Raw genomic sequence first — 20,938 nt, forward strand, 5'->3', positions numbered from 1 at the left:
GGATCAAATTCTGTATGGGAAAGACAACGTATTGACCCCGCATTTGTCGACGGTCGATAGGAAAGTGCATATAATTTCCGCCCAAGCCGTAGGGAAGATTCACGCTCTAAGAAGTGCATCTCCACCAGCGGCCCAGGTCGGTGTTGGAGCACATTACCGGTATTGTTTCGCGCTGTTGCTTACCTTTAACCATAAAAGGACGTGATCATGAAGAAATCCCTCCTCGTAGCTTCCCTGTTGGCTGCTGTTGCACTGGCTGCTTGCAACAAGAGCGCTGATCAAGCTGCTTCGTCGGCTGCAAGCGACGCGGCTGCTGCTGCTTCGTCGGCTGCTTCGGCAGTTGCTGGTGCTGCGAGCGACGCTTCGGCTGCTGCTTCGTCGGCAACGGCTGCTGCGAGCGACGCTGCTGCTGCAGTGGCGTCGGCTGCTTCGGCAGCGACGGCTGCTCCGGCTTCGGGCGCAAGCCAGTAAGCCTCAGCGTCAGCTGAAAAAAAACCGGCCCGAGGGCCGGTTTTTTTACGCCTGTCGCTTCCGCGCCCGCCACCCGGCAGGCACACGGGGCCGCCGCCGCGGCCTGGCCCCGCTCATCCGAGCGCTAGCCAGTCGAAGCCCGCGTCCTGCGTGGCGACGATCACGTCCTCCCCGTTCGTCCCCAGCACGCCGCCAAGCGCCTGGCGGACCAGTTCCGGCAGGTTGTTCTGCTGGCTCAGGTGCGCGGCGACGAGGTGCCGGAGCCGGCTGCGTTCGAGCGACGCGAGGATGTCCGCCGCCGCGTCGTTGCTCAGGTGGCCGTGGTTGCCGCCGATGCGCGCCTTCAGCGACTGCGGATAGCGGCTCCCGGCCAGCATCGCGGTATCGTGGTTGGATTCGAGCACCAGCGCGTCACAGCCGCTCAGGACGGCCGTGATGTGCGGCGTGGCCATTCCGACGTCCGTCAGCACGCCGAGCCGGCTGGCGCCGTCCATAAAGACGAACTGAAGCGGTTCGCGCGCATCGTGCGGCACCGTATAGGGCATGACGGCCAGATCGCGTATCGCGACCGTCTCGTCGCCCCACAGCACGTGGAGATCGACGTCGGCCTCGTCCGCGCCGACCGCGCGCGCGGTACCCCAGCTCATGTAGAGCGGCAGCGACGCGCGGCGGGCGAGCGTCAGCGCACTGCCGACGTGGTCGCTGTGTTCGTGAGTGACGAGGATCGCATCGAGATCGCCGATGCAGAGATTCAGTCGGCCGAGCCGGCGCTCGACCTCCTTGGCGGAAAAGCCGCAGTCGAGCAGCACGCGGGTGGTCGTCGTGCCGCTCGAGGCCTCGACGACCAGCGCGTTGCCTTCGCTGCCGCTTCCGAGGCTGGCGTATCGCACGCGCTCAGTTCAGTTGCGCGTGGAGCAGCGAAATGATGCGCTGCGCGTCCGACGAGTTGTCGACCTGGCCGTTCGCGCCGACCACCGCGACCTGCGTGCCGCCGTTGCCCTGCGCGCGCACGTTGACCAGGAATTCCTTGCCCGGCTTCGCAGCCGACGGGCCGCCGTAGAACAGCTTGCCGAACAGGCCGTCACGCTTGAGCTCTTCCATCGTGTTCGCATAGCGCACGGTGTACATGCCCTTCTCGCGGTCGCGATTGTCGACCGTGAAGTTGGTGCGGTCGAGCGCGAGGCCCACGCGCAGCCATGCGCGGTCGAACGACTCGGCCAGCTGGAGCGTCGCCCCGCCGCTGCTCGTGTCGCTGACCTGCGCCGGCGCCGTCGCGGGACGCGCATCGGTCAGCAGCTGCTTCGCCTGCGCGTCGGTCAGGCCGAACTTCTGCATCAGCTTCGACAGGAACACGGCTTCGAGCACCGGATTGCGCGGACGCTCTTCCCAGCGCGACGACGTGCCGCCCTGCGGGCCGACCATCATTTCCTCCATCGCGCTGTGCGTGATCGAGATGTCGGTGTTGCCGTCCGACGTGCGGTTCACGAGCGTACGGAAGCGGTCGCGCGTGCCCGACGAGTACGCGAAATCGATGACCTTGCCGATCGTGCGGCGGAACCAGTCGTCCGGAATGTTCGCGCGGTTTTCGGCCCAGTCGGTCGCCATGATGCCCGTCGACGGCGCATCGGTCTTCAGCGAGAAGCCGTTCTCCTGCCAGAACTCCTTCAGGATCGGCCACAGCTGCTCGGGCGTCCGGCCGTCGACGACGAGCCAGCGGCGGTCGCCGTCGCGCTCGATGTGCATGCCGAGCGGATCCTGCGCGCTCGGGATGCCGTCGGTCGCGTTGCCGGCCTGCGTCGTGACCCGCGGCGGCAGCGTGCCGAGCCCGGCGTTGCTCGGCGGCGCGACGAACTGCTGCGTCGTCGGCACGGGCTTCAGATCGCTCGGCACCGCGAGCGGCGGCGCCGAGCCGGTGTTCTTGTAGTTGACCCGGTCAGGGGCCAGGTAGTCGTTCAGCGTATCGCAGCCGGCGAGCGCGCCCAGCGCCAGCGCCACCACCGACATCTGGATGGCGCGAGAGGAAATGGCGAAACGTTTCATGAAATCCTTCGTCTTGCTAGAACGCTCGTCAGGAGCGGCGCCGGACGGAGCCGGCCGGTGCGGGTTGATCAGGGTTCGAGCCGGCGGCCGCAGGACGCGGCCGCCTCGGCATCAGGCGAGAACGCCGGCCTCGACGAGCGCCGAACGCACGGCATCATGGCAGCGCTCGTCGAGCGCCGTGAGCGGCAGCCGGATGCCGCCCTGCATCTTGCCCATCGCCTGCAGCGCCCACTTCACCGGAATCGGGTTCGCTTCGATGAACAGGTTCTTGTGCAGCGACAGCAGCTTCATGTGCAGCGCGCGGGCCGTTTGCACATCGCCGGCCAGCGCCGCGCGGCACAGGTCGCTCATCGCACGCGGGGCGACGTTCGCCGTCACCGAGATGTTGCCGTGGCCGCCGAGCAGCATCAGCGCGATCGCGGTCGGATCGTCGCCGCTGTAGATCGCGAAATGCTTCGGCGCGGCCTTGATCAGCTGGGCGGCGCGATCGATGTTGCCGGTCGCTTCCTTCACGCCGACGATGCCCGGCACCTGCGCGAGACGCAGCGTCGTTTCGTTCGCCATGTCCGCGACCGTGCGGCCCGGCACGTTGTACAGGATCACCGGCAGGTCGACCGCTTCGGCGATCGTCTTGAAGTGACGGTACATGCCTTCCTGGGTCGGCTTGTTGTAGTACGGCACGACCTGCAGCGTCGCGTCCGCGCCGACGGCCTTAGCGTGCTTCGTCAGCTCGATCGCCTCGGCGGTCGAGTTGCCGCCCGCGCCCGCGATGATCGGAATGCGTTTCGCCGCATGCTCGACCGCCGTGCGGATCATCAGGATGTGCTCTTCGACGTTGAGCGTTGCCGATTCGCCGCTCGTACCGACGACGACGAGCGCATCGGTGCCTTCCGCGATATGCCAGTCGATCAGTTTGCGAAACGCCGGCAGGTCGAGACTGCCGTCTTCGAGCATCGGGGTGACGATCGCGGGGATGCTGCCGCGGAATTGAATGCCGTCTTGGGTGCCGTTAGCCATGAAACGCGATTGAGATTGTGTACCGGTAAACGTTGAGATTGTAGCGGATTAGCCGGGCAGTTCGTAACGTGGAATTCCCGCCCCCTCCTTCGGGGTCGCGCCCTCGCGCACCGCGCAGAGACGCTGGACGAACGCCTCGCGCGGCGCGGCGACGAACCCGTCTTCGTAGGCGACCACCCGCAGGCGGCCGTGCACGGCGTCCAGCAGCTCGCCCGGGGCGAGCAGGAACGCGGGGTTGGACGGTTTCCCGACCGTTTCGTTTCCTTGCGCGAAAGTTTCGTAGATGAGCACGCCACCCGGCGCCACCGCATCGAGCAGATGGGGCCAGAGCGGGCGATGCAGGTAATGCGTGACGATCACCGCCGAAAACCGCTCGCCGGCCGGCAACGGCCACGGGGCGCCTTCGAGATCGGCGTCGCGCGCGTCGACACCGGCGATCGCGCGCAATGCGGCCAGCGCGGCCGGATCGCGATCGAGCGCGACGACCGGATGCCCGTGCGACGCAAACCAGCGCGCATGGCGACCGCCGCCCGCGGCGACGTCCAGCACCGCGCCGCCGGCCGGCACGAGCCGCGACCATTGCGCGACCCAGCGGGACGGCTCGGCCTGGGCGACGTGGCCGCCCGCGGCGGCAATGACGGATGCGCGCATGCGGTCGCTCAGTTGTACGACAGGCCCATCGCGTCGCGCACGTCGCGCATCGTTTCGGTCGCGTACTTGCGCGCCTTGTCGCAGCCGTCCGCGACGATCGCGCGCAGCAGCGACGGATCGTCCATGTACTTCTGCGCGCGCTCGAGCATCGGCTGCTGTTCGCGCAGGATGCCTTCGACGACCGGCTGCTTGCAGTCGAGGCAGCCGATGCCCGCCGAGCGGCAGCCCTTCTGCACCCAGTCGTGCGTCGCTTCGTCCGTATAGACCTGGTGAAGCTGCCACACCGGGCACTTGTCGGGGTCGCCCGGATCGGTGCGGCGCACGCGCGCCGGATCGGTCGGCATCGTGCGGACCTTCTTCGTGATCGTCTCTGCGTCTTCGCGCAGGCCGATCGTGTTGCCGTACGACTTGGACATCTTCTGCCCGTCGAGGCCCGGCATCCGCGATGCTTCGGTCAGCAGCGCCTGCGGCTCGACCAGGATGATCTTGCGCGCGCCTTCGAGATAGCCGAACAGGCGCTCGCGGTCGCTCATCGACAGGCTCTGCGATTCCTGCAGCATCGCGCGCGCCTGTTCGAGCGCCTCGTCGTCGCCCTCCTGCTGATACGCGTTGCGCAGCTCGTGATAGAGCTTCGCGCGCTTGCCGCCGAGCTTCTTCGCGGCGTCGAGTGCCTTCTCCTCGAAGCCCGGCTCGCGGCCGTACAGGTAGTTGAAGCGGCGCGCGATTTCACGCGTCATCTCGACGTGCGGCACCTGGTCTTCACCGACCGGCACGAGAGAGCCGCGATACAGCAGGATGTCGGCGGCCATCAGCACCGGGTAGCCGAGGAAGCCGTAGGTCGACAGATCCTTGTCCTTCAGCTTCTCCATCTGCTCCTTGTAGGTCGGCACGCGTTCGAGCCAGCCGAGCGGCGTGCTCATGCCGAGCAGCAGCGCGAGCTCGGCGTGCTCGGGCACCTTGCTCTGGATGAACAGCGTGGCCTGCGCCGGATCGATGCCGGATGCGAGCCAGTCGATCAGCACGTCCCACACGTTCTTCTCGATCACCTCGGGCGTCTCGTAGTGCGTCGTCAGCGCATGCCAGTCGACCACGCAGAAGAAGCACGGGTACTCGGACTGCAGCTTCACCCAGTTTTTCAGCACGCCGTGGTAGTGGCCGAGGTGCAGCGACCCGGTGGGTCGCATGCCGGAGAAAATACGTTCAGGGAACATGATTGTCGTTAGAGAAGCGAGGCGAATGGGGACAGGATGGCGCTCAGGACGGCGTAGCCGACATTGACGAGCGGGCGCAGCCAGAAGTTCGTCAGCACGCCCGTCGCGACCAGCACGAGGACGATGATGAAACCGTACGGCTCGATGCGCGACAGCGCGATCGATTGCTTCGTCGGCAGCAGCGCCGCCAGGATGCGGCCGCCGTCGAGCGGCGGCAGCGGAAACAGGTTCAGTACGCCGAGCACGAGGTTCGCGCTGACGCCGGCAAACGCCATCCGCGTGAAGAACGGCTCGTCGACGCCGACCGCGGGCAGCACCAGCGTCAGCACACCCCAGATCAGCGCCTGCACGAAGTTGCAGGCCGGGCCCGCGAGCGATACCCACAGGCTGCCCCAGCGCGGATCGCGCAGATTGCCGAACGACACCGGCACCGGCTTCGCATAGCCGAACAGGAATGCGCCGCCCGTCAGGAAATACATCGCGAGCGGGATCGCGATCGTGCCGAGCGGATCGATGTGGCGCATCGGGTTGAACGACACGCGGCCCATCATGTAGGCGGTGTTGTCGCCGAGCAGGCGGGCGGCGTAGCCGTGGGCGGCCTCGTGCAGCGTGATCGCGAAGATCACGGGCAGCGCGTAGACGGCGATGGTCTGTATCAGGGAAGCATCCATATCGCGTTATTGTAACAAGCGCACTCGCGCAAAAATGGAACGGCGCGCTTACGCCGCCGAGAGTCCGAACGGTTCGAGCGCACCGCGCCCCGCGCGCACGAGTTCGGGCGCGTCGCCGGTCAGGTCGATCACCGTCGACGGCTCGCGCGGGCACGCGCCGCCGTCGATCACGAGGTCGACCTGCTTCTCGAGCCGCGCGCGGATGTCCTCGGGGTCGTTGAGCGGCTCGTCGTCCGGCGGCAGGATCAGCGTCGTGCCGAGCAGCGGCTGGCCGAGCGATTCGAGCAACGCGAGCGTGATCGCGTGATCGGGCACGCGCAACCCGATCGTCTTGCGCGACGGGTGCGACAGCCGGCGCGGCACTTCCTTCGTCGCCTGCAGGATGAAGACGTACGGGCCGGGCGTCACCGACTTGATCTGCCGGTACTGGCGGTTGTCGACCATCGCGAAGTTGGCGAGTTCCGACAGGTCGCGCACGAGCAGCGACAGGTGCTGCTTCTCGTCGAGGCCGCGGATCCGGCGCACGCGCTCGACCGCATCCTTGTCGTCGAGATGGCACGCGAGCGCATAGCTCGAATCGGTCGGCATCGCGATCACGCCGCCCTTGCTGACGATCTCCACGGCCTGCTTGATCAGGCGCGGCTGCGGATTATCCGGATGAATCCTGAAGAACTGGGACATGGGGGTACGTAAAGGGGGAAAAGTCGGATGCGCGTGCCGGCGGCAACGCGGGCAGCAGGCGGCCGGCCGCCGCCCGGCGTCAGAGCCAGCGCTCCCAGACCGGTGTCAGGTCGGGCGGCAACGGCGGCAGGCTGCCGAGATCGACACGGCCCTCGCCCGGCGCATGGAAATCCGAGCCGCGCGACGCTTCGAAGCCGAAGCGGCGTGCGACGTCCGCGTATTCGCGGTACTGGTCGGGCGTATGGCTGCCCGTAACGACCTCGATCGCGCGGCCGCCCAGATCGATGAACTCGGCGAAGAACGCGTCGAATTCGACGGGCGTATAGCGATAACGGCCCGGATGCGCGACCACGGCTTCGCCGCCGGCCGCCCGGATCCATGCGACGGCATCGGACAGCGACGCCCAGCGATGCGGGACGAAGCCCGGCTTGCCATCGCCGAGCAGGCGATCGAACACGTCGGAGGTCGATTCGGCGTGGCCGTTCTCGACGAGAAAGCGGGCGAAATGCGTGCGGGAGATCAGGTCGGGATTCGACACGTATTTCAACGCGCCGTCGTACGCACCGGGAATGCCGAGCGTCGCGAGCTGTTCGCCGATCGCCACCGCGCGCGCCGCGCGACCGTGGCGCGTGCGGTGCAGGCCGTCGACGAGCACCGGGTTGGCCGGGTCGACGTTCAGACCGACGATGTGCACCGTTCGCGACGCCCACGTGACCGAAATCTCGACGCCGCTCAGGTAGCGCATGCCGAGTGCCTGCGCCTCGCTGCGTGCCGCCGCCTGGCCGCCGATCTCGTCGTGGTCGGTCAGCGCCCACAGGGTCACGCCGCCGGCATGGGCGCGGCGCGCGACGTCGGCAGGCGACAGCAACCCGTCGGAAACATTGGAATGGCAGTGGAGATCGGCGTTCATTGTCGGCATGGCAGGTAAGCCTTCATTCTACTGCAACGCGGCAATGCGCCGCCCGCCTGCCCCGCCGCTGCCGCCGCGCTTACGCGCAGAACGCCTCGATCAGCGCCGCGATCTGCTCGGGCTGGTCGTGGTGCACCATGTGGCCGGCATCCTCGACGAGCTTCTCGCGCCAGTCGGGGAACGCGTTGAAACGCGCCTTGAATTCGAGAAGCGGGATGTCGCCGGCGATGTGCGCCAGCGTCGGCGAATTGACGGCCTCCACGTGCAGCACCTTCGCGCGCACCTGCGCCCAGGTCGCCATCACCTCGTCGAGCCGGTACAGCAGCGGGCCCGGCATCTTGTGCGCGGGGTCGGCCAGCAGATGGTAGAGGCCGTCGTCGCCGCGCTTCGACCAGTGCTCGGCGAGAAACGCGGCGCGGCGCGGCGCGAGCCGCGGATTGGTCTTGGTCAGGCGCGCCGCGACGTCGTCGAGGGACGCGTAAGGGCGCAGCGCCGGCGGCTCGCGCAGCTCGTCCAGCCAGCCGCGCAGCCGGCGCGGCGCCTGCTCGGCCCGCGCGGGCGCGAGCCCGAAGCCCTCCAGATCGACCACGCGCCGCACGCGCTCCGGCCGCGCGCCGGCATACAGGCACACGACGTTCGCGCCCATGCTGTGCCCGACCAGGTTGACTTCGCCGGTCGGCGCATAGTGGTCGACGAGCGCATCGAGGTCGCCCAGGTATTCGTGGAACCAGTAGTGGCCGCCGCCCTGCCGCGCGACCGGCCAGTCGGACAGCCCGAAACCTCGCGCATCGGGCGCGATCACCTGCCAGTCGCCCGCGAGCGCATCGACGACGAACTGGAACGACGCCGCGACGTCCATCCAGCCGTGCAGCATGAACAGCGTCGGCGCGTCGGGCCGGCCCCAGCGCCGGACATGCAGTTGAACGCCACGGACCGTGACGAAGTCGGAAACAGAACTCGAGACACTCATGGCAACCGCCAGAAAAAAGAATGGTCGTTCGATTATAGCGACGGCGTGTGCTTTCCGGTGTCCGGCAGTCGAGGCGCCGCTCTAGCGGCGCCCGCGTGCAACGGGCCACCGGCAAGCGCCGCCGGCCGGGTGCACGCGACGGCGGGCGACCGGCGAAACGCAGCCCGACACGAGCCGGCTAGCGTGGCGGCGTGTTGCCGCCCGCGCCATCCTGCGCGGCCAGTTCGTCGAGTTCGGCCTGCTCGAATCCCGCATCGCGGCGCGCATCGAAATTGAACGGGCCGCGCAGCCGCGGCGCATGGTATTGCTCGGCGAGCTGCCGGTAGGTCGGCACCGGGTCGCGGCCGGCTGCGTCGCACAGATGGCGGAACCAGCGGTTGCCGATCGCGACATGGCCGATTTCGTCGCGCAGGATCACGTCGAGGATCGCGGCCGACGCATCGTCGCCCGCCTGCAGAAGCCGCGCGCGAATCGGCGGCGATGCGTCGAGCCCGCGGGCCTCGAGCGTGCGCGGCACGAGCGCCATGCGCGCCAGCACGTCGCCCCTTGTCCGCTCGCACATCTCCCACAGGCCGTTGTGCGCGGGAAAATCGCCGTACGCATGCCCGAAGGCCGCCAGGCGCTCGGACAGCAGCGTGAAGTGATACGCCTCCTCGGCCGCGACCTTCAGCCAGTCGGCGTAGAACGCGTCGGGCAGGCCCGCGAAGCGCCAGACCGCGTCGAGCGCGAGGTTGATCGCATTGAATTCGATATGGGCGAGCGCGTGCAGCAGCACCGCGCGCCCTTCGGGCGAACGCATGCTGCGCCGCTCGAGCTGGCGCGGCTCGACGAGCGGCGGACGCACCGGGCGCCCGGGCAGATCGGCCGGTTCGCCCAGTTCGAGCGACGGGGCGATCGCCGCCCGCCCGGCCAGCAGCGCGTCGTAAAGCGAACGCACCTGGGCGGCCTTGGCCGCGGGTTCGGCGTCGCGCAGCGCGGCAAGCGCGGCACGGCGCACGCAGGCGGGCGCATTGCCGAAAGAAGAAGACTCCATGCTCATAAACGGGGACACCCTTCGCGCGCATCGCGGGAGCGCACGCACGCGACGGTTTACAATAGGCGTTTGTTCCGCGGCGCAATACGCAAGACGAATGCGCCGGGCAAACCGGACGCGCCATTCTACCGGCGCCCCTCATCGAAGAGACAAGGAGACTCCGTGACGATCTACAAGCTGGGCGATACGGCCCCGACGATCCACGAAAGCGTATTCGTCGCCGATACGGCGGCCATCATCGGCAAGGTCGTGCTCGAAGAGAACGCGAGCGTGTGGTTCGGCGCGACGATTCGCGGCGACAACGAGACGATTACCGTCGGCGTGGGCAGCAACGTCCAGGAAGGCGCGGTTCTGCATACCGACCCCGGCTTTCCGCTGACGATTGCCGAAAACGTGACGATCGGGCACCAGGCCATGCTGCACGGCTGCACGATCGGCGAAGGTTCGCTGATCGGAATCCAGGCCGTGGTCTTGAATGGTGCGGTAATCGGCCGCAACTGTCTGGTAGGTGCGGGCGCGGTCGTGACGGAAGGCAAGACGTTCCCGGACAACTCGCTGATTCTCGGCGCACCGGCGAAAGTCGTGCGCGAGCTGTCGGCGGAAGACATTGCGCGACTGCGCACGAACGCGAAGACGTACGTCGAGCGGCGTGCGCATTTCAAGGAGCAACTCGTGCGGATCGGATGATTCGCACGGATTTCAAGGAAGAAGAGTGAGCGACCAGTTACAGAAATTCATGTTCAATGCGGCGCCCGTGCGCGGCGAGATCGTTTCGCTGCGCAATACGTGGCAGGAGGTGCTCTCCCGCCGCGACTACCCGGCCCCCGTGCGCACGGTGCTGGGCGAGATGATGGCCGCGTGCGCGCTGCTGTCCGCGAACCTGAAATTCAACGGCACCCTGATCATGCAGATCTTCGGCGACGGGCCGGTCCAGATGCTGGTCGTCCAGTGCGGTTCGGATCTGTCGATGCGGGCCACCGCGAAGTTCGCCGGCGACGCCGCGCAGACGATCGGCGACGACACGAGTTTCGCGTCACTCGTCAATGCGAGCGGTCACGGCCGTTGCGTGATCACGCTCGACCCGGCCGACAAGCTGCCGGGCCAGCAGCCGTACCAGGGCATCGTGCCGCTGAACGGCGTCGACGGCCCGCTCGAATCCGTGTCGCAGGTGCTCGAGCACTACATGCATCACTCGGAGCAGCTCGACACGCGGATATGGCTCGCGGCCAATCGCGACCGCGCGGTCGGCATGCTGCTGCAGAAGCTGCCGGGCGACGGCGGCATCGTGCCGCGCAACGCCGAAACCGATACCGATACGTGGGAGCGCGTATGCACGCTCGGCGGCACGCTGTCCGCGCAGGAACTGCTCGAGGTCGAACCGGAAGTCGTGTTCCGGCGGCTCTTCTGGCAGGAAAACGTGCAGCACTTCGAACCGGCCGGCACGCGCTTCCAGTGCTCGTGCTCGCGCGAGAAGGTCGGAGCGATGCTGCGCATGCTCGGCCGCGAGGAAGTCGACAGCGTGATCGTCGAGCGCGGCCACGTCGAGATCCATTGCGAGTTCTGCAATCAGCGCTACGAATTCGATCCGGTCGACGTCGCGCAACTGTTCGCGGCACCCGGCGTCGAGACGGGCATTGCGCCGGCAACCGACCAGCGTCACTGAGCCGCGGCCCGATGCCCGCCGTGCGGGCACGGGCGCATAATGACGCATGAGCGTCGCACGCACCGCTGCGGCGCCGAAGTCCCGCACTTCGGCGCCAGCCGCTTCCCGGCGTCGGCGTGCTGCAGGAGAAACACATGAATCGTCCGCTTCAACGACCGTTTCATCGACCATTCCGCACCCTCGTGCTGACGAGCGTCGCCGCCGGCACGCTCGCGCTGGCCGGCTGCGCGATGCCGCCGCCGACTTCCACGATCCTGAGCCGCTTGCCCGAACCCGCCGCATCCGGCGGCCAGCCGCCCGCGCTGTCGAGCGCCGAACGCAAGCGCTATGACGAGATCGACCAGCAGGTGCTGCGCGAGCAGAACAGCGCGATGGCCGCCGAGGCCGCGGCACGCGCGTGGGCCTATTACTCGCCGCCGCCCGTGACCGTCTACGGCGGGTATTACGGCGGATGGGGCAATCGCTGGGGCACCGGGATCAGCTACGGCTACCCGGGATGGTGGTGGTGAGCGTGCGTCGCCAGGGCGATTGACTCCCGGCAGGAAATAAAAAAGCGCGGCATTTCCCGCGCTTTTTCAATGGATTCGAGCGGCCGTGCTCAGTGATGCGCGGCCTTGCCCTTGTCACCGCCGTGATGCCGCGACGGCTTAGCGATCGATTGCGGATTCGGTACGACACGCACCGGCGCCGCAGACACGGTGCCGCGCGTCGACGTATTCGACGGCACGTTGTTCAGCGGCGCGGCCGGTGCATTCGGCGACACGAACTGCACGAATACTTCGCCGTCCTTCACCATGCCCATCTCGTAGCGCGCGCGCTCCTCGATGGCCGCGGTGCCGCTCTGCAGATCCTGCACCTCGCCCGCCGTGCGCTCGTTTCGCAGCTTCTCGTCCGCATTCTTCTGGAGCTGGTCGTCCAACTGCTGACGCAATTCATGCACCCGCAGCCAGCCGCCGTGTCCCCACCATAGGGGGTACTGAATGAGCGCCAGCAAGGCAATCAGGACGACAGTGACAAGCCGCATGTAAGAGACGCAGATATAAGAAGCGCCGCTCCGCGCACGTGCACAGAGCGGCGTCGATATGACGAACCCGATATTAGCGCGTTAGCGCAGGTTATAGAAAGCCGATTTACCCGGGTAGCTTGCGATGTCGCCGAGATCTTCCTCGATGCGCAGCAACTGGTTGTACTTCGAGATGCGGTCGCTGCGCGACAGCGAACCCGTCTTGATCTGACCGGCGTTCAGGCCGACCGCGATGTCCGCGATCGTCGAATCTTCCGTTTCGCCCGAGCGGTGCGAGATCACGGCCGTGTAACCTGCGCGCTTCGCCATTTCGATTGCCGCGAACGTTTCGGTCAGCGTACCGATCTGGTTGATCTTGATGAGGATCGAGTTCGCGATGCCCTTCTCGATGCCTTCCTTCAGGATGCGCGTGTTCGTGACGAACAGGTCGTCGCCGACCAGCTGCACCTTCTTGCCGAGGCGATCGGTCAGCAGCTTCCAGCCTTCCCAGTCGCTTTCGTGCATGCCGTCCTCGATCGACACGATCGGGAACTTGTCGGCGAGCGTCGCGAGGTAGTCGGTGAATTCGGCCGACGACAGTTGCAGGCCTTCGCCCGCGAGCTGGTACTTGCCGTCGTGGTAGAACTCGGATGCCGCGCAGTCGAGCGCGAGCAGCACGTCTTCGCCCGCACGGTAGCCAGCCTTCTCGATCGCCTGCAGGATCGTCGACAGGCACTCGTCGTTGCTGCCGAAGTTCGGCGCGAAGCCGCCTTCGTCGCCGACCGCCGTGCTCATGCCGCGGTCGCTCAGGATCTTCTTCAGTGCGTGAAACACTTCCGCGCCGCAACGCAGGGCTTCACGGAACGTCGGCTGGCTCACCGGGACGATCATGAATTCCTGGATGTCGAGGCTGTTGTTCGCGTGCGCGCCGCCGTTGACGATGTTCATCATCGGCACCGGCAGCTGCATGGCGCCCGAACCGCCGAAGTAGCGGTACAGCGGCAGGCCGGCTTCCTCGGCGGCTGCCTTCGCGACGGCCATCGACACGGCCAGCATCGCGTTCGCGCCGAGGCGCGACTTGTTGTCGGTACCGTCCAGCTCGAGCAGCGTCTTGTCGAGGAACGCCTGTTCCGACGCGTCGAGGCCCATGATGGCTTCGGAGATTTCGGTGTTGATGTGCTCGACTGCCTTCAGCACGCCCTTGCCGTTGTAGCGGCCGGCTTCGCCGTCGCGCAGTTCGATCGCTTCACGCGAGCCCGTGGACGCGCCCGACGGGACCGCCGCGCGGCCCATCGTGCCCGATTCGAGCAGCACGTCGCATTCGACGGTGGGGTTGCCGCGCGAATCCAGAATCTCGCGGCCGATGATATCTACGATTGCACTCATGGGTTTCCTCTGAGAATGACGATGGATTCTTCAAACTGCGACGGCGCGCGTGCCCGAACCGCTTTCGCTACTGACGCGCGAAGCCGTCGCAAGGTTCATTCGATCTTTAATTGAAATCGTTTTCCAGGAACGGATGGCGCTTCACCGCCTGGTCGAGCGTGACGAGGGTCTCCAGCAACGCACCCATCCGGTTCAGCGGCACCGCGTTCGGGCCGTCCGACTTCGCTTCGGCCGGATTCGGGTGCGTTTCCATGAACAGGCCCGCGACGCCCGTCGCGACCGCCGCACGCGCGAGCACCGGCACGAATTCGCGCTGGCCGCCCGAGCTCGTGCCCCGCCCGCCCGGCAGCTGCACCGAGTGGGTCGCGTCGAACACGACCGGCGCGTTCGTCTCGCGCATGATCGCGAGCGAACGCATGTCCGACACGAGATTGTTGTAGCCGAACGAGACGCCGCGCTCGCACGCCATGAAGCGGTCTTCCGACAGCCCCGCTTCACGGGCCGCGTCGCGCGCCTTGTCGATCACGTTCTTCATGTCGTGCGGCGCGAGGAACTGGCCCTTCTTGATGTTGACGGGCTTGCCCGAGCGCGCGCACGCATGGATGAAGTCGGTCTGGCGGCACAGGAACGCCGGCGTCTGCAGCACGTCGACGACCGACGCGACCTGCTCGATCTCGTCGATCGAATGGACGTCGGTCAGCACCGGCAGGCCGAGCTGGCGCTTCACTTCGGACAGGATCCGCAGGCCCTCGTCCATTCCGAGGCCGCGAAACGACTTGCCCGAGCTGCGGTTCGCCTTGTCGTAGGACGACTTGTAGATGAACGGAACGTTCAGCTTCGCGCAGATCTCCTTCAGGCGGCCCGCCGTGTCGATCGTCATCTGCTCCGATTCGACGACGCAGGTACCCGCGATCAGGAAGAAAGGCTTGTCGAGACCGACCTCGAAATCGCACAGCTTCATGCTTGCACTCCGCGCGCCTGCTTGTTGGCCAGCGCTGCTTCGACGAACGACTTGAAGAGGGGATGACCGTCACGCGGCGTGGACGTGAATTCCGGGTGGAACTGGACGCCGACGAACCACGGGTGCATCGAACGCGGCAGCTCCATCATTTCCGGCAGATCCTCGCTCGGGGTACGGGCGCTGATGATAAGGCCGCCGGCTTCGAGCTGGGGCACGAAGCGGTTATTGACTTCATAACGGTGGCGATGGCGCTCGTTCACGTCCTTGCCATAGATCTCTTCCGCCATCGTGCCCGGCTTGATCGGGCAGCGCTGCGAACCCAGGCGCATCGTGCCGCCGAGATCGGATTCCTCGGTGCGCGTCTCGACCTTGCCGTCGCGGTCGTACCATTCGGTGATCAGCGCCACCACGCGTTCCGGCGTGTCCGGGTCGAATTCCGTGCTGTTCGCCTGCTTCAGACCGACGACGTCGCGCGCGAATTCGATCACCGCGAGCTGCATGCCGAGGCAGATGCCGAGATACGGCACCTTGGCTTCGCGCGCATAGCGGATCGCCGCGATCTTGCCTTCCGTGCCGCGACGGCCGAAACCGCCCGGCACCAGCACGGCGTCGAGATGCTTGAGGCTGTCGACACCGTTCGTCTCGATCTCTTCCGAGTCGATGTATTCGATGTTGACCTTGGTCGACGTGTGCAGCGATGCGTGGCGCAGCGCCTCGATCAGCGACTTGTACGACTCGGTCAGGTCGACGTACTTGCCGACCATGCCGATCGTCACTTCGTGCTTCGGGTTCTCGAGCTTCTCGACGAGCGTCGACCACATGGTCAGATCGGCGTCCTTCGGCGACAGCTTCAGTTCCTCGCAGATGATCCGGTCGAGGCCCTGGTCGTGCAGCATCTGCGGAATCTTGTAGATGCTGTCGGCGTCCCACACCGAGATCACGGCGTCTTCCGGCACGTTCGAGAACATCGAGATCTTCTTCGATTCGTCGTCGGGGATGCGGCGGTCCGCACGGCACAGCAGCACGTGCGGCAGGATGCCGATCTCGCGCAGCTTCTGCACGCTGTGCTGGGTCGGCTTCGTCTTCAGCTCGCCGGCCGTCGCGACGTACGGCACGAGCGTCAGGTGCACGAAGCACGCGCTGTTGCGGCCGAGGCGCAGGCTCATCTGGCGCGCGGCTTCGAGGAACGGCAGCGACTCGATGTCGCCGACCGTGCCGCCGATCTCGACGATCGCGACGTCCGGCTCGCCGCAGGTGGCCGATGCCGCCCCGCGCTCGATGAACGCCTGGATTTCGTTCGTGATGTGCGGGATGACCTGCACGGTCTTGCCGAGATAGTCGCCGCGGCGTTCCTTGCGGATCACCGATTCGTAGATCTGGCCGGTCGTGAAGTTGTTGGCCTTGCGCATCTTCGTGCTGATGAAGCGCTCATAGTGGCCGAGGTCGAGGTCGGTCTCCGCTCCGTCTTCCGTCACGAACACTTCCCCGTGCTGGAACGGGCTCATCGTGCCGGGGTCGACGTTGATGTAGGGATCGAGTTTGAGGAGGGTGACTTTCAGACCGCGCGATTCGAGGATCGCGGCGAGAGAGGCGGCGGCAATACCCTTGCCGAGGGAAGAAACTACGCCGCCGGTGACGAAAACATATTTGGTCATCGCTGGATGCTCGCGGGAAAAACGGATTATACCGTAAAGCCCGCCCTTTTCTCAGCAATTGGCGTGATGATCGCGCCCTTTCGGGCCGACCCGCACCGACCCGCGCCACCGCCCCGCCAGCCGCGCGCGCCGGGCCGAAGCCGCCCGCCAGCCGGTGCCACCGCGTGCGCCGGCGGTTCGCCCCGGCCGTCGAGCCGTGCGTCAGGCGCGCTTCGCGAGCGGCGCGCCGCCCTGCGACGCATCGCCCTCCGCCGCCCTCAGCGAATTCAGCATCCGCTGCAATGCGCGGGCGGTCTCGATCGGCCGCTCCATCGGGAACAGATGGCTGCCTTCCAGCCATTCGATGCGGCCGCGCGCCGCGCGCCGCGTCGCATCGAGCCCGACCTGGCGCACCTCGCGCGAACGCGTGCCGGCGAGAAAACCGAGCGGCACCGGCGCGCCGTGCGCGAGCCGCGGGCCGAGCGTGTGCGGCAGCGTCCGGTAGATCAGGTATTCGACCTGCCGGTCGAACGCGAGCGAGCGCTCGCCGTCGGCGCCGGCCTGCGGAATCCCGTGGTCGATGTAGTCGGCCAGCATCCGTTCGTCCCAGCGCGCGAATGCAGGCTTCTCGCGGAAATGCCGCCAGACTTCGTCGCGGCTGCCCCAGCGCGTGCGCCGGTTGCGCGTCGCGGCGGCCGGCGACAGCCGCTCGTCGAGCCCCGCACACTGGCTCGCCCGCAATGCGCGGGCGCGCCATCCCGCGATGATCGGCGAATCGATCATCACGACGCCGCGCACCCATTGCGGCTTCTTCAGCGCGGCCATCAGCGACAGGTAGCCGCCGAGCGAATGGCCGACGAGCCAGACGGGACGCTCGTAGCAGCTGCCGATGTCGTCGAGCAGTTGCTCGACGAGATGCGGCCAGTCGCGCGTCACCGGGTAGCGGCGGTCGTGGCCGATCCGTTCGATGTAGCGCAGCTCGTAGTCGTCGGACAGTTCGGCGAAGATCGTCCTGTATGTCGACGCCGGAAAGCCGTTCGCATGCGAGAAGTGGATGATGTCCTTCAAACGCCGATGTCTCCTTTGTCGACGGGAGTGAGTGCTTCGGCGCCGACTCCCGTCCATGCTTCGCGGTCGACCGGGCGAATGCTTCAGCACATGCCCCGCGCCCCTGTTCGCGCTCTGCCGGGCGCATGCTTGCCCATCGCGCATGAGCCCCGGGTGTTCTTTTCCGATACGCCGCCCCGCGCCGCGCTCACCGATCCATCCAGTAGCGTCGCCGAACGTCGCGATGACGCTCGAACGCAAACCCGCCATCGGCCGGCGCGACGTCGAACCGCACGGCGCCGTCGCGATCGGTACGCGGCAGCGGAATCCCGCGTGCCTCGTAACGGGCGAGCACCGACCGGTGCGGATGCCCGAAACGATTGCGATAGCCTACAGGAAATACCGCGACGCGCGGCCCGACCGAATCGAGGAAAGGCTCGACCGACGACGTGCGGCTGCCGTGGTGCGGAACCACCAGGATCTGCGCGGCCAGCGTATCGCGCTCGGCGGCCACGAGCTGGCGTTCGGCGCGCGCCTCGATGTCGCCCGTCAGCAGCGCGGACGTGTCGCCCGCGTCGATGCGCAGGACGCACGACTGCCCGTTCGACGTCCCCGCGCCCGGGCCCCCGCGCGGCCACAGCATCGTGAACGCGACGCCGTCCCAGGTCCAGCGCTGCCCGGCCGCGCACGGCAGCCGGTCGGCGACGCCGGCGGCGGCCGCGTCGCGCCACAGCCGGCTGTCCGGCCCAATGCCGGCCAGCAGCTGGCGCACGTCGGCTGCCGCATAGACGGCCGGTGCACCGCCCGCGTGATCGGCATCCGCGTGACTGAGCACGAGCGAATCGATCGCCGCGATACCGCGCGCACGCAGTGCCGGTGCGACGATCCGCGCGCCGGCATGGGTCGACTCCGCGCCCGGTCCCGCGTCGAACAGCAACGTGCGCCGCGCGGTCTCCACCAGCACCGACGCCCCCTGCCCGACGTCGAGCACGGTCAGCCGGAAACCGCCCGGCGGCGGCGCATCGGCGGCCGGTGCGACGAGCGGCAGCCACGTGAGCGGTGCCGCCCAGCGCAACGGCCAGCCGCGCGGCATCAGCGCCCACGCGACACCGACGCAAGCCAGCACCAGCACCGGCCAGTCGGGCATGCGCAGCCAGAACACGCCGGCCGGCCAGTCGGCGAGGTGTCCGAGCAACCGCATCATCGGTTCGAGCGCCGCATGCGCGAGCCGGAATGCATACGCATCGAGCGGCGCGGGCAGCGCGATGCCGGCCAGCACGACAGGCGTGACGACCGAGCTGACCCACGGAATCGCGAACGCATTGCCGAACGGGCCCGACAGCGATATCTGCGCGAACCACGCGGCCGTCAGCGGCGCGAGACCGATCGTCACCGCATACTGCACGCGCGTGGCTTCCGCGAGACGGCGCCCGGCGCGTGCGCCCCACGCGCGCAACCGGCTCGACAAGCCGGCCGCGACGTCGCCCTCCCCCCTTTCCGCGTCAGGCTCGCGCACCGCGCGCCAGCCGGCGACGGCCAGCAGGATCACTGCGACCGCCCCGAACGACAGCCAGAACCCGGCCGACAGCACGGCCCACGGATCGGCGAGCAGCACGCCGCCGAGCGCCGCGCACAGCACCGCGGAGGTCGGCACGCTGCGCCCGGCCAGATACGCGATGCCGCCGGTCGCGATCATCCACCACGCGCGCTGCGCCGGCACGTTGAAGCCGGCGAGCGCCGCGTAGCCGGCCGCGGCCGCCAGCGCGGCGAGCGCGGCCGCGTACGGTGCCGGCACCACGAGCGACGCGGCGCGGCCGCGCCAGCGCACGCGGCGCCACACCATCGACACGAGCCCGCCCGCGATAGCGCCGACGAGGCCGACATGGAGACCGGAAATCGCAACCAGGTGGCTCGTGCCCGTGCTGCGCAGCACGCGCCAGTCGTCGTCGCCGATGCCCGACTGGTCGCCGATCGCGAGCGCGGCGACGATGCCGCGGTGGCCGGCGTCGCCGCCGAGCGCCTCGCCGATACGCGCGCGCAGCGCGTCGCGCACGCGATCGATCGACGCACGCCATCCCGATGCGCGCGCATCGAGCAATACCGCACGCCGGGGCGCGCTGACATAACCGATCGCGCGAATGCCCGCGGCAAGCCACGCCGCCTCGCTGTCGCGCACGCCGGGATTGGCCTCGGTATGCGGCCGCTTCAGGCGCACGACGAAACGCCAGCGCTGCGCGGCGCGCAGCTCGGGAAGCGGATCGCGTGTCGCGGCTGCGCCATACGCACGCCACGACAGCCGGATCAACGGCGGGAAACGGGCCAGCGCGGCATCGTTCGACTCGACCGCGAACAGCAGCCGCGCGCCGGTCTCGTCGACCACGGGCAGCCCGCGTATCACGCCGGTGACGACGATGTCGCGCCCTTCCCACTCGACGGGCAGGCTGTCGCCCAGCCGCCATTCGGCCCGCGCTGCCGCGTAGCCGAATCCGACGACACCGGCCGCGACCGCGCAAAACAGCCATCCGAGCACGACGCTCGCCCGTGTGCGGCGTCGACGCATGCACCACGCGCCCAGCACCGCGCAGCTCGCGAGCACGGCCGCACCGATCGTCCACGCGATCGCGCCCGGCAACGCCGCCTGCCGCTGCAGGACGACCACGCCGAGCGCGAACGCGATCCACCACACGCGCATCGCCCCTCCTCGTCGACCCGGCGCCGCGATTTCAGACGCGGCGCCTTCCGGCAACGATTATGCGGATGAAAGGGCGAGTCGCGGCAGCGCGGCGAGCGCGTTAGCCGAAGTGCATAGGGACACCGCGTCGGCGTCGAGCCCGCGCAGTTCGGCGAGCACCTCGCCGATGCGCGGCACCTGGTCCGGCGTGTTGCGGGTTTTGTATGCCCATTCGGGCGCGATGTCGGGCGCATCCGTCTCGACGACGAGCGCATCGAGCGGCAGCTCCGTGGCAAGACGGCGGATCTGCAGCGCGCGCGCAAAGGTCACGTTGCCGCCGAAGCCGAGATGCAGCCCTTGCGCGAGATATGCTTCGGCCTGCTGAAAACTGCCGTTGAACGCGTGCGCGATGCCGCGCCGCACGCCGAAGCGGCGCAGGCCCGCGAGCACGCGATCCTGCGACTTGCGCACGTGGCACAGCACGGGCAAATCGAATTCACGCGCGAGCTTGAGCTGCCCCTGGTAGAAGAACTGCTGCCGCGCTTCGTCGAGCCCCGGCACGAAATAGTCGAGGCCGATCTCGCCGATCGCGACGAAGCGCGGATCGTCGACGCTCGCCTCGATCTCCATGCGCAGCAGGTCGAGATCCTCGTCGCGTGCGCGCGGCGTGAACATCGGATGGATGCCGAGCGCATAGACCGCGCCCGGCGTGCGGTGCGCGAGCTCGCGCACCGTCGTGAAGTTGTCGCGCCCGACGCTCGGGATCACGATGCGCGACACGCCGGCCGCACGCGCCGCGCGCGCGACGTCGTCGCGGTCCGCGTCGAACTCGGCGGCATCGAGATGGCAGTGCGTGTCGATCCACATGGCGGCAATCCTGCGCGCCGGCGCCGTGCCGGCACGAAGCCGGCAACAGGC

Annotated in this window: 20 protein-coding genes and 1 pseudogene; 4 read left to right on the plus strand and 17 right to left on the minus strand. The window is 67.8% G+C overall.

Going from position 1 to position 20,938, the window contains the following annotated elements:
• The first annotated feature begins 31 nt into the window (after positions 1–31).
• Positions 32–278, plus strand: a pseudogene (locus WJ16_RS35825) (hypothetical protein).
• A gap of 306 nt (positions 279–584) precedes the next feature.
• Here the strand turns inward: WJ16_RS35825 and WJ16_RS10810 are convergent.
• The 10 genes from WJ16_RS10810 to WJ16_RS10855 all read right to left on the minus strand — a co-directional run bounded on the left by WJ16_RS10810 (position 585) and on the right by WJ16_RS10855 (position 9,661).
• The gene (locus WJ16_RS10810; RefSeq protein ID WP_069257049.1) at positions 585–1,361 is read right to left on the minus strand and encodes an MBL fold metallo-hydrolase; all 777 of its coding nucleotides are present in this window, start codon (positions 1,359–1,361) and stop codon (positions 585–587) included.
• A gap of 4 nt (positions 1,362–1,365) precedes the next feature.
• Positions 1,366–2,511 (minus strand): outer membrane protein assembly factor BamC, encoded by a 1,146-nt coding sequence (gene bamC, locus WJ16_RS10815; protein ID WP_069257050.1) that lies wholly within the window; start codon positions 2,509–2,511, stop codon positions 1,366–1,368.
• Positions 2,512–2,622: 111 nt separating this feature from the next.
• Positions 2,623–3,528, minus strand: a complete 906-nt coding sequence (gene dapA / locus WJ16_RS10820; RefSeq protein ID WP_069257051.1) for a 4-hydroxy-tetrahydrodipicolinate synthase — start codon at positions 3,526–3,528, stop codon at positions 2,623–2,625.
• Positions 3,529–3,576: 48 nt separating this feature from the next.
• Positions 3,577–4,179 carry a class I SAM-dependent methyltransferase gene (locus WJ16_RS10825; RefSeq protein ID WP_069257052.1) on the minus strand — a complete coding sequence of 201 codons (603 nt, stop codon included), beginning with the start codon at positions 4,177–4,179 and terminating at the stop codon, positions 3,577–3,579.
• An 8-nt stretch (positions 4,180–4,187) separates the two neighbouring features.
• Entirely contained in the window at positions 4,188–5,390 is a 1,203-nt protein-coding gene (locus tag WJ16_RS10830) for a tryptophan--tRNA ligase (RefSeq protein ID WP_011352534.1), read from the minus strand.
• An 8-nt stretch (positions 5,391–5,398) separates the two neighbouring features.
• Positions 5,399–6,061 (minus strand): site-2 protease family protein, encoded by a 663-nt coding sequence (locus WJ16_RS10835; RefSeq protein ID WP_069248339.1) that lies wholly within the window; start codon positions 6,059–6,061, stop codon positions 5,399–5,401.
• Positions 6,062–6,109: 48 nt separating this feature from the next.
• Positions 6,110–6,742 (minus strand): L-threonylcarbamoyladenylate synthase, encoded by a 633-nt coding sequence (locus WJ16_RS10840; protein ID WP_034183578.1) that lies wholly within the window; start codon positions 6,740–6,742, stop codon positions 6,110–6,112.
• Between the two features lie 79 nt (positions 6,743–6,821).
• Complete coding sequence (locus tag WJ16_RS10845; RefSeq protein ID WP_069258034.1) at positions 6,822–7,652, minus strand: 3',5'-nucleoside bisphosphate phosphatase; 831 nt, start codon at positions 7,650–7,652, stop codon at positions 6,822–6,824.
• A gap of 79 nt (positions 7,653–7,731) precedes the next feature.
• Positions 7,732–8,622, minus strand: coding sequence for an alpha/beta fold hydrolase (locus tag WJ16_RS10850; protein WP_069257053.1), 891 nt, complete (start codon positions 8,620–8,622; stop codon positions 7,732–7,734).
• 178 nt (positions 8,623–8,800) lie between these two features.
• Positions 8,801–9,661 carry a ferritin-like domain-containing protein gene (locus WJ16_RS10855; protein ID WP_069257054.1) on the minus strand — a complete coding sequence of 287 codons (861 nt, stop codon included), beginning with the start codon at positions 9,659–9,661 and terminating at the stop codon, positions 8,801–8,803.
• 156 nt (positions 9,662–9,817) lie between these two features.
• Between WJ16_RS10855 and WJ16_RS10860 the strand changes: the two genes are divergently transcribed.
• The 3 genes from WJ16_RS10860 (at position 9,818) to WJ16_RS10870 (ending at position 11,827) form a co-directional block, all read left to right on the plus strand.
• Positions 9,818–10,342, plus strand: coding sequence for a gamma carbonic anhydrase family protein (locus WJ16_RS10860; RefSeq protein ID WP_069257055.1), 525 nt, complete (start codon positions 9,818–9,820; stop codon positions 10,340–10,342).
• 25 nt (positions 10,343–10,367) lie between these two features.
• Positions 10,368–11,318: an Hsp33 family molecular chaperone HslO gene (hslO, locus tag WJ16_RS10865; protein WP_069257056.1), complete on the plus strand. Its 951-nt coding sequence runs from the start codon at positions 10,368–10,370 to the stop codon at positions 11,316–11,318.
• Between the two features lie 134 nt (positions 11,319–11,452).
• Positions 11,453–11,827 (plus strand): hypothetical protein, encoded by a 375-nt coding sequence (locus WJ16_RS10870; protein ID WP_069257057.1) that lies wholly within the window; start codon positions 11,453–11,455, stop codon positions 11,825–11,827.
• Positions 11,828–11,916: 89 nt separating this feature from the next.
• Here WJ16_RS10870 and ftsB read toward each other — a convergent pair whose 3' ends face one another.
• From ftsB to WJ16_RS10905, 7 genes are all read right to left on the minus strand, one after another.
• Positions 11,917–12,342, minus strand: a complete 426-nt coding sequence (ftsB, locus tag WJ16_RS10875) for a cell division protein FtsB (protein ID WP_069257058.1) — start codon at positions 12,340–12,342, stop codon at positions 11,917–11,919.
• A gap of 81 nt (positions 12,343–12,423) precedes the next feature.
• Entirely contained in the window at positions 12,424–13,707 is a 1,284-nt protein-coding gene (gene eno, locus WJ16_RS10880) for a phosphopyruvate hydratase (RefSeq protein ID WP_011352544.1), read from the minus strand.
• A 106-nt stretch (positions 13,708–13,813) separates the two neighbouring features.
• On the minus strand, positions 13,814–14,668 hold the full coding sequence (gene kdsA / locus WJ16_RS10885) for a 3-deoxy-8-phosphooctulonate synthase (protein ID WP_069257059.1): 855 nt from the start codon (positions 14,666–14,668) through the stop codon (positions 13,814–13,816).
• Positions 14,665–16,323: a CTP synthase gene (locus WJ16_RS10890; protein ID WP_069257060.1), complete on the minus strand. Its 1,659-nt coding sequence runs from the start codon at positions 16,321–16,323 to the stop codon at positions 14,665–14,667. Before WJ16_RS10890 ends, kdsA begins: the two co-directional genes overlap by 4 nt.
• A 201-nt stretch (positions 16,324–16,524) precedes the next feature.
• Positions 16,525–17,370 (minus strand): alpha/beta fold hydrolase, encoded by an 846-nt coding sequence (locus WJ16_RS10895; RefSeq protein ID WP_069257061.1) that lies wholly within the window; start codon positions 17,368–17,370, stop codon positions 16,525–16,527.
• Positions 17,371–17,557: 187 nt separating this feature from the next.
• On the minus strand, positions 17,558–20,041 hold the full coding sequence (locus WJ16_RS10900) for a DNA internalization-related competence protein ComEC/Rec2 (protein WP_069257062.1): 2,484 nt from the start codon (positions 20,039–20,041) through the stop codon (positions 17,558–17,560).
• Between the two features lie 57 nt (positions 20,042–20,098).
• Positions 20,099–20,887 carry a TatD family hydrolase gene (locus WJ16_RS10905; RefSeq protein WP_069257063.1) on the minus strand — a complete coding sequence of 263 codons (789 nt, stop codon included), beginning with the start codon at positions 20,885–20,887 and terminating at the stop codon, positions 20,099–20,101.
• Positions 20,888–20,938 lie beyond the last annotated feature (51 nt).

The sequence above is a fragment of the Burkholderia metallica genome (genome assembly GCF_001718555.1).
GTDB lineage: Bacteria > Pseudomonadota > Gammaproteobacteria > Burkholderiales > Burkholderiaceae > Burkholderia > Burkholderia metallica.

Coding starts and splice junctions, on each gene's coding strand:
- bamC (WP_069257050.1), bottom strand. CDS start 2,511: ATGAAACGTTTCGCCATTTCCTCTCGCGCCATCCAGATGTCGGTGGTG.
- dapA (WP_069257051.1), bottom strand. CDS start 3,528: ATGGCTAACGGCACCCAAGACGGCATTCAATTCCGCGGCAGCATCCCC.
- WJ16_RS10825 (WP_069257052.1), bottom strand. CDS start 4,179: ATGCGCGCATCCGTCATTGCCGCCGCGGGCGGCCACGTCGCCCAGGCC.
- WJ16_RS10830 (WP_011352534.1), bottom strand. CDS start 5,390: ATGTTCCCTGAACGTATTTTCTCCGGCATGCGACCCACCGGGTCGCTG.
- WJ16_RS10835 (WP_069248339.1), bottom strand. CDS start 6,061: ATGGATGCTTCCCTGATACAGACCATCGCCGTCTACGCGCTGCCCGTG.
- WJ16_RS10840 (WP_034183578.1), bottom strand. CDS start 6,742: ATGTCCCAGTTCTTCAGGATTCATCCGGATAATCCGCAGCCGCGCCTG.
- WJ16_RS10845 (WP_069258034.1), bottom strand. CDS start 7,652: ATGAACGCCGATCTCCACTGCCATTCCAATGTTTCCGACGGGTTGCTG.
- WJ16_RS10850 (WP_069257053.1), bottom strand. CDS start 8,622: ATGAGTGTCTCGAGTTCTGTTTCCGACTTCGTCACGGTCCGTGGCGTT.
- WJ16_RS10855 (WP_069257054.1), bottom strand. CDS start 9,661: ATGAGCATGGAGTCTTCTTCTTTCGGCAATGCGCCCGCCTGCGTGCGC.
- WJ16_RS10870 (WP_069257057.1), top strand. CDS start 11,453: ATGAATCGTCCGCTTCAACGACCGTTTCATCGACCATTCCGCACCCTC.
- ftsB (WP_069257058.1), bottom strand. CDS start 12,342: ATGCGGCTTGTCACTGTCGTCCTGATTGCCTTGCTGGCGCTCATTCAG.
- eno (WP_011352544.1), bottom strand. CDS start 13,707: ATGAGTGCAATCGTAGATATCATCGGCCGCGAGATTCTGGATTCGCGC.
- kdsA (WP_069257059.1), bottom strand. CDS start 14,668: ATGAAGCTGTGCGATTTCGAGGTCGGTCTCGACAAGCCTTTCTTCCTG.
- WJ16_RS10890 (WP_069257060.1), bottom strand. CDS start 16,323: ATGACCAAATATGTTTTCGTCACCGGCGGCGTAGTTTCTTCCCTCGGC.
- WJ16_RS10900 (WP_069257062.1), bottom strand. CDS start 20,041: ATGCGCGTGTGGTGGATCGCGTTCGCGCTCGGCGTGGTCGTCCTGCAG.
- WJ16_RS10905 (WP_069257063.1), bottom strand. CDS start 20,887: ATGTGGATCGACACGCACTGCCATCTCGATGCCGCCGAGTTCGACGCG.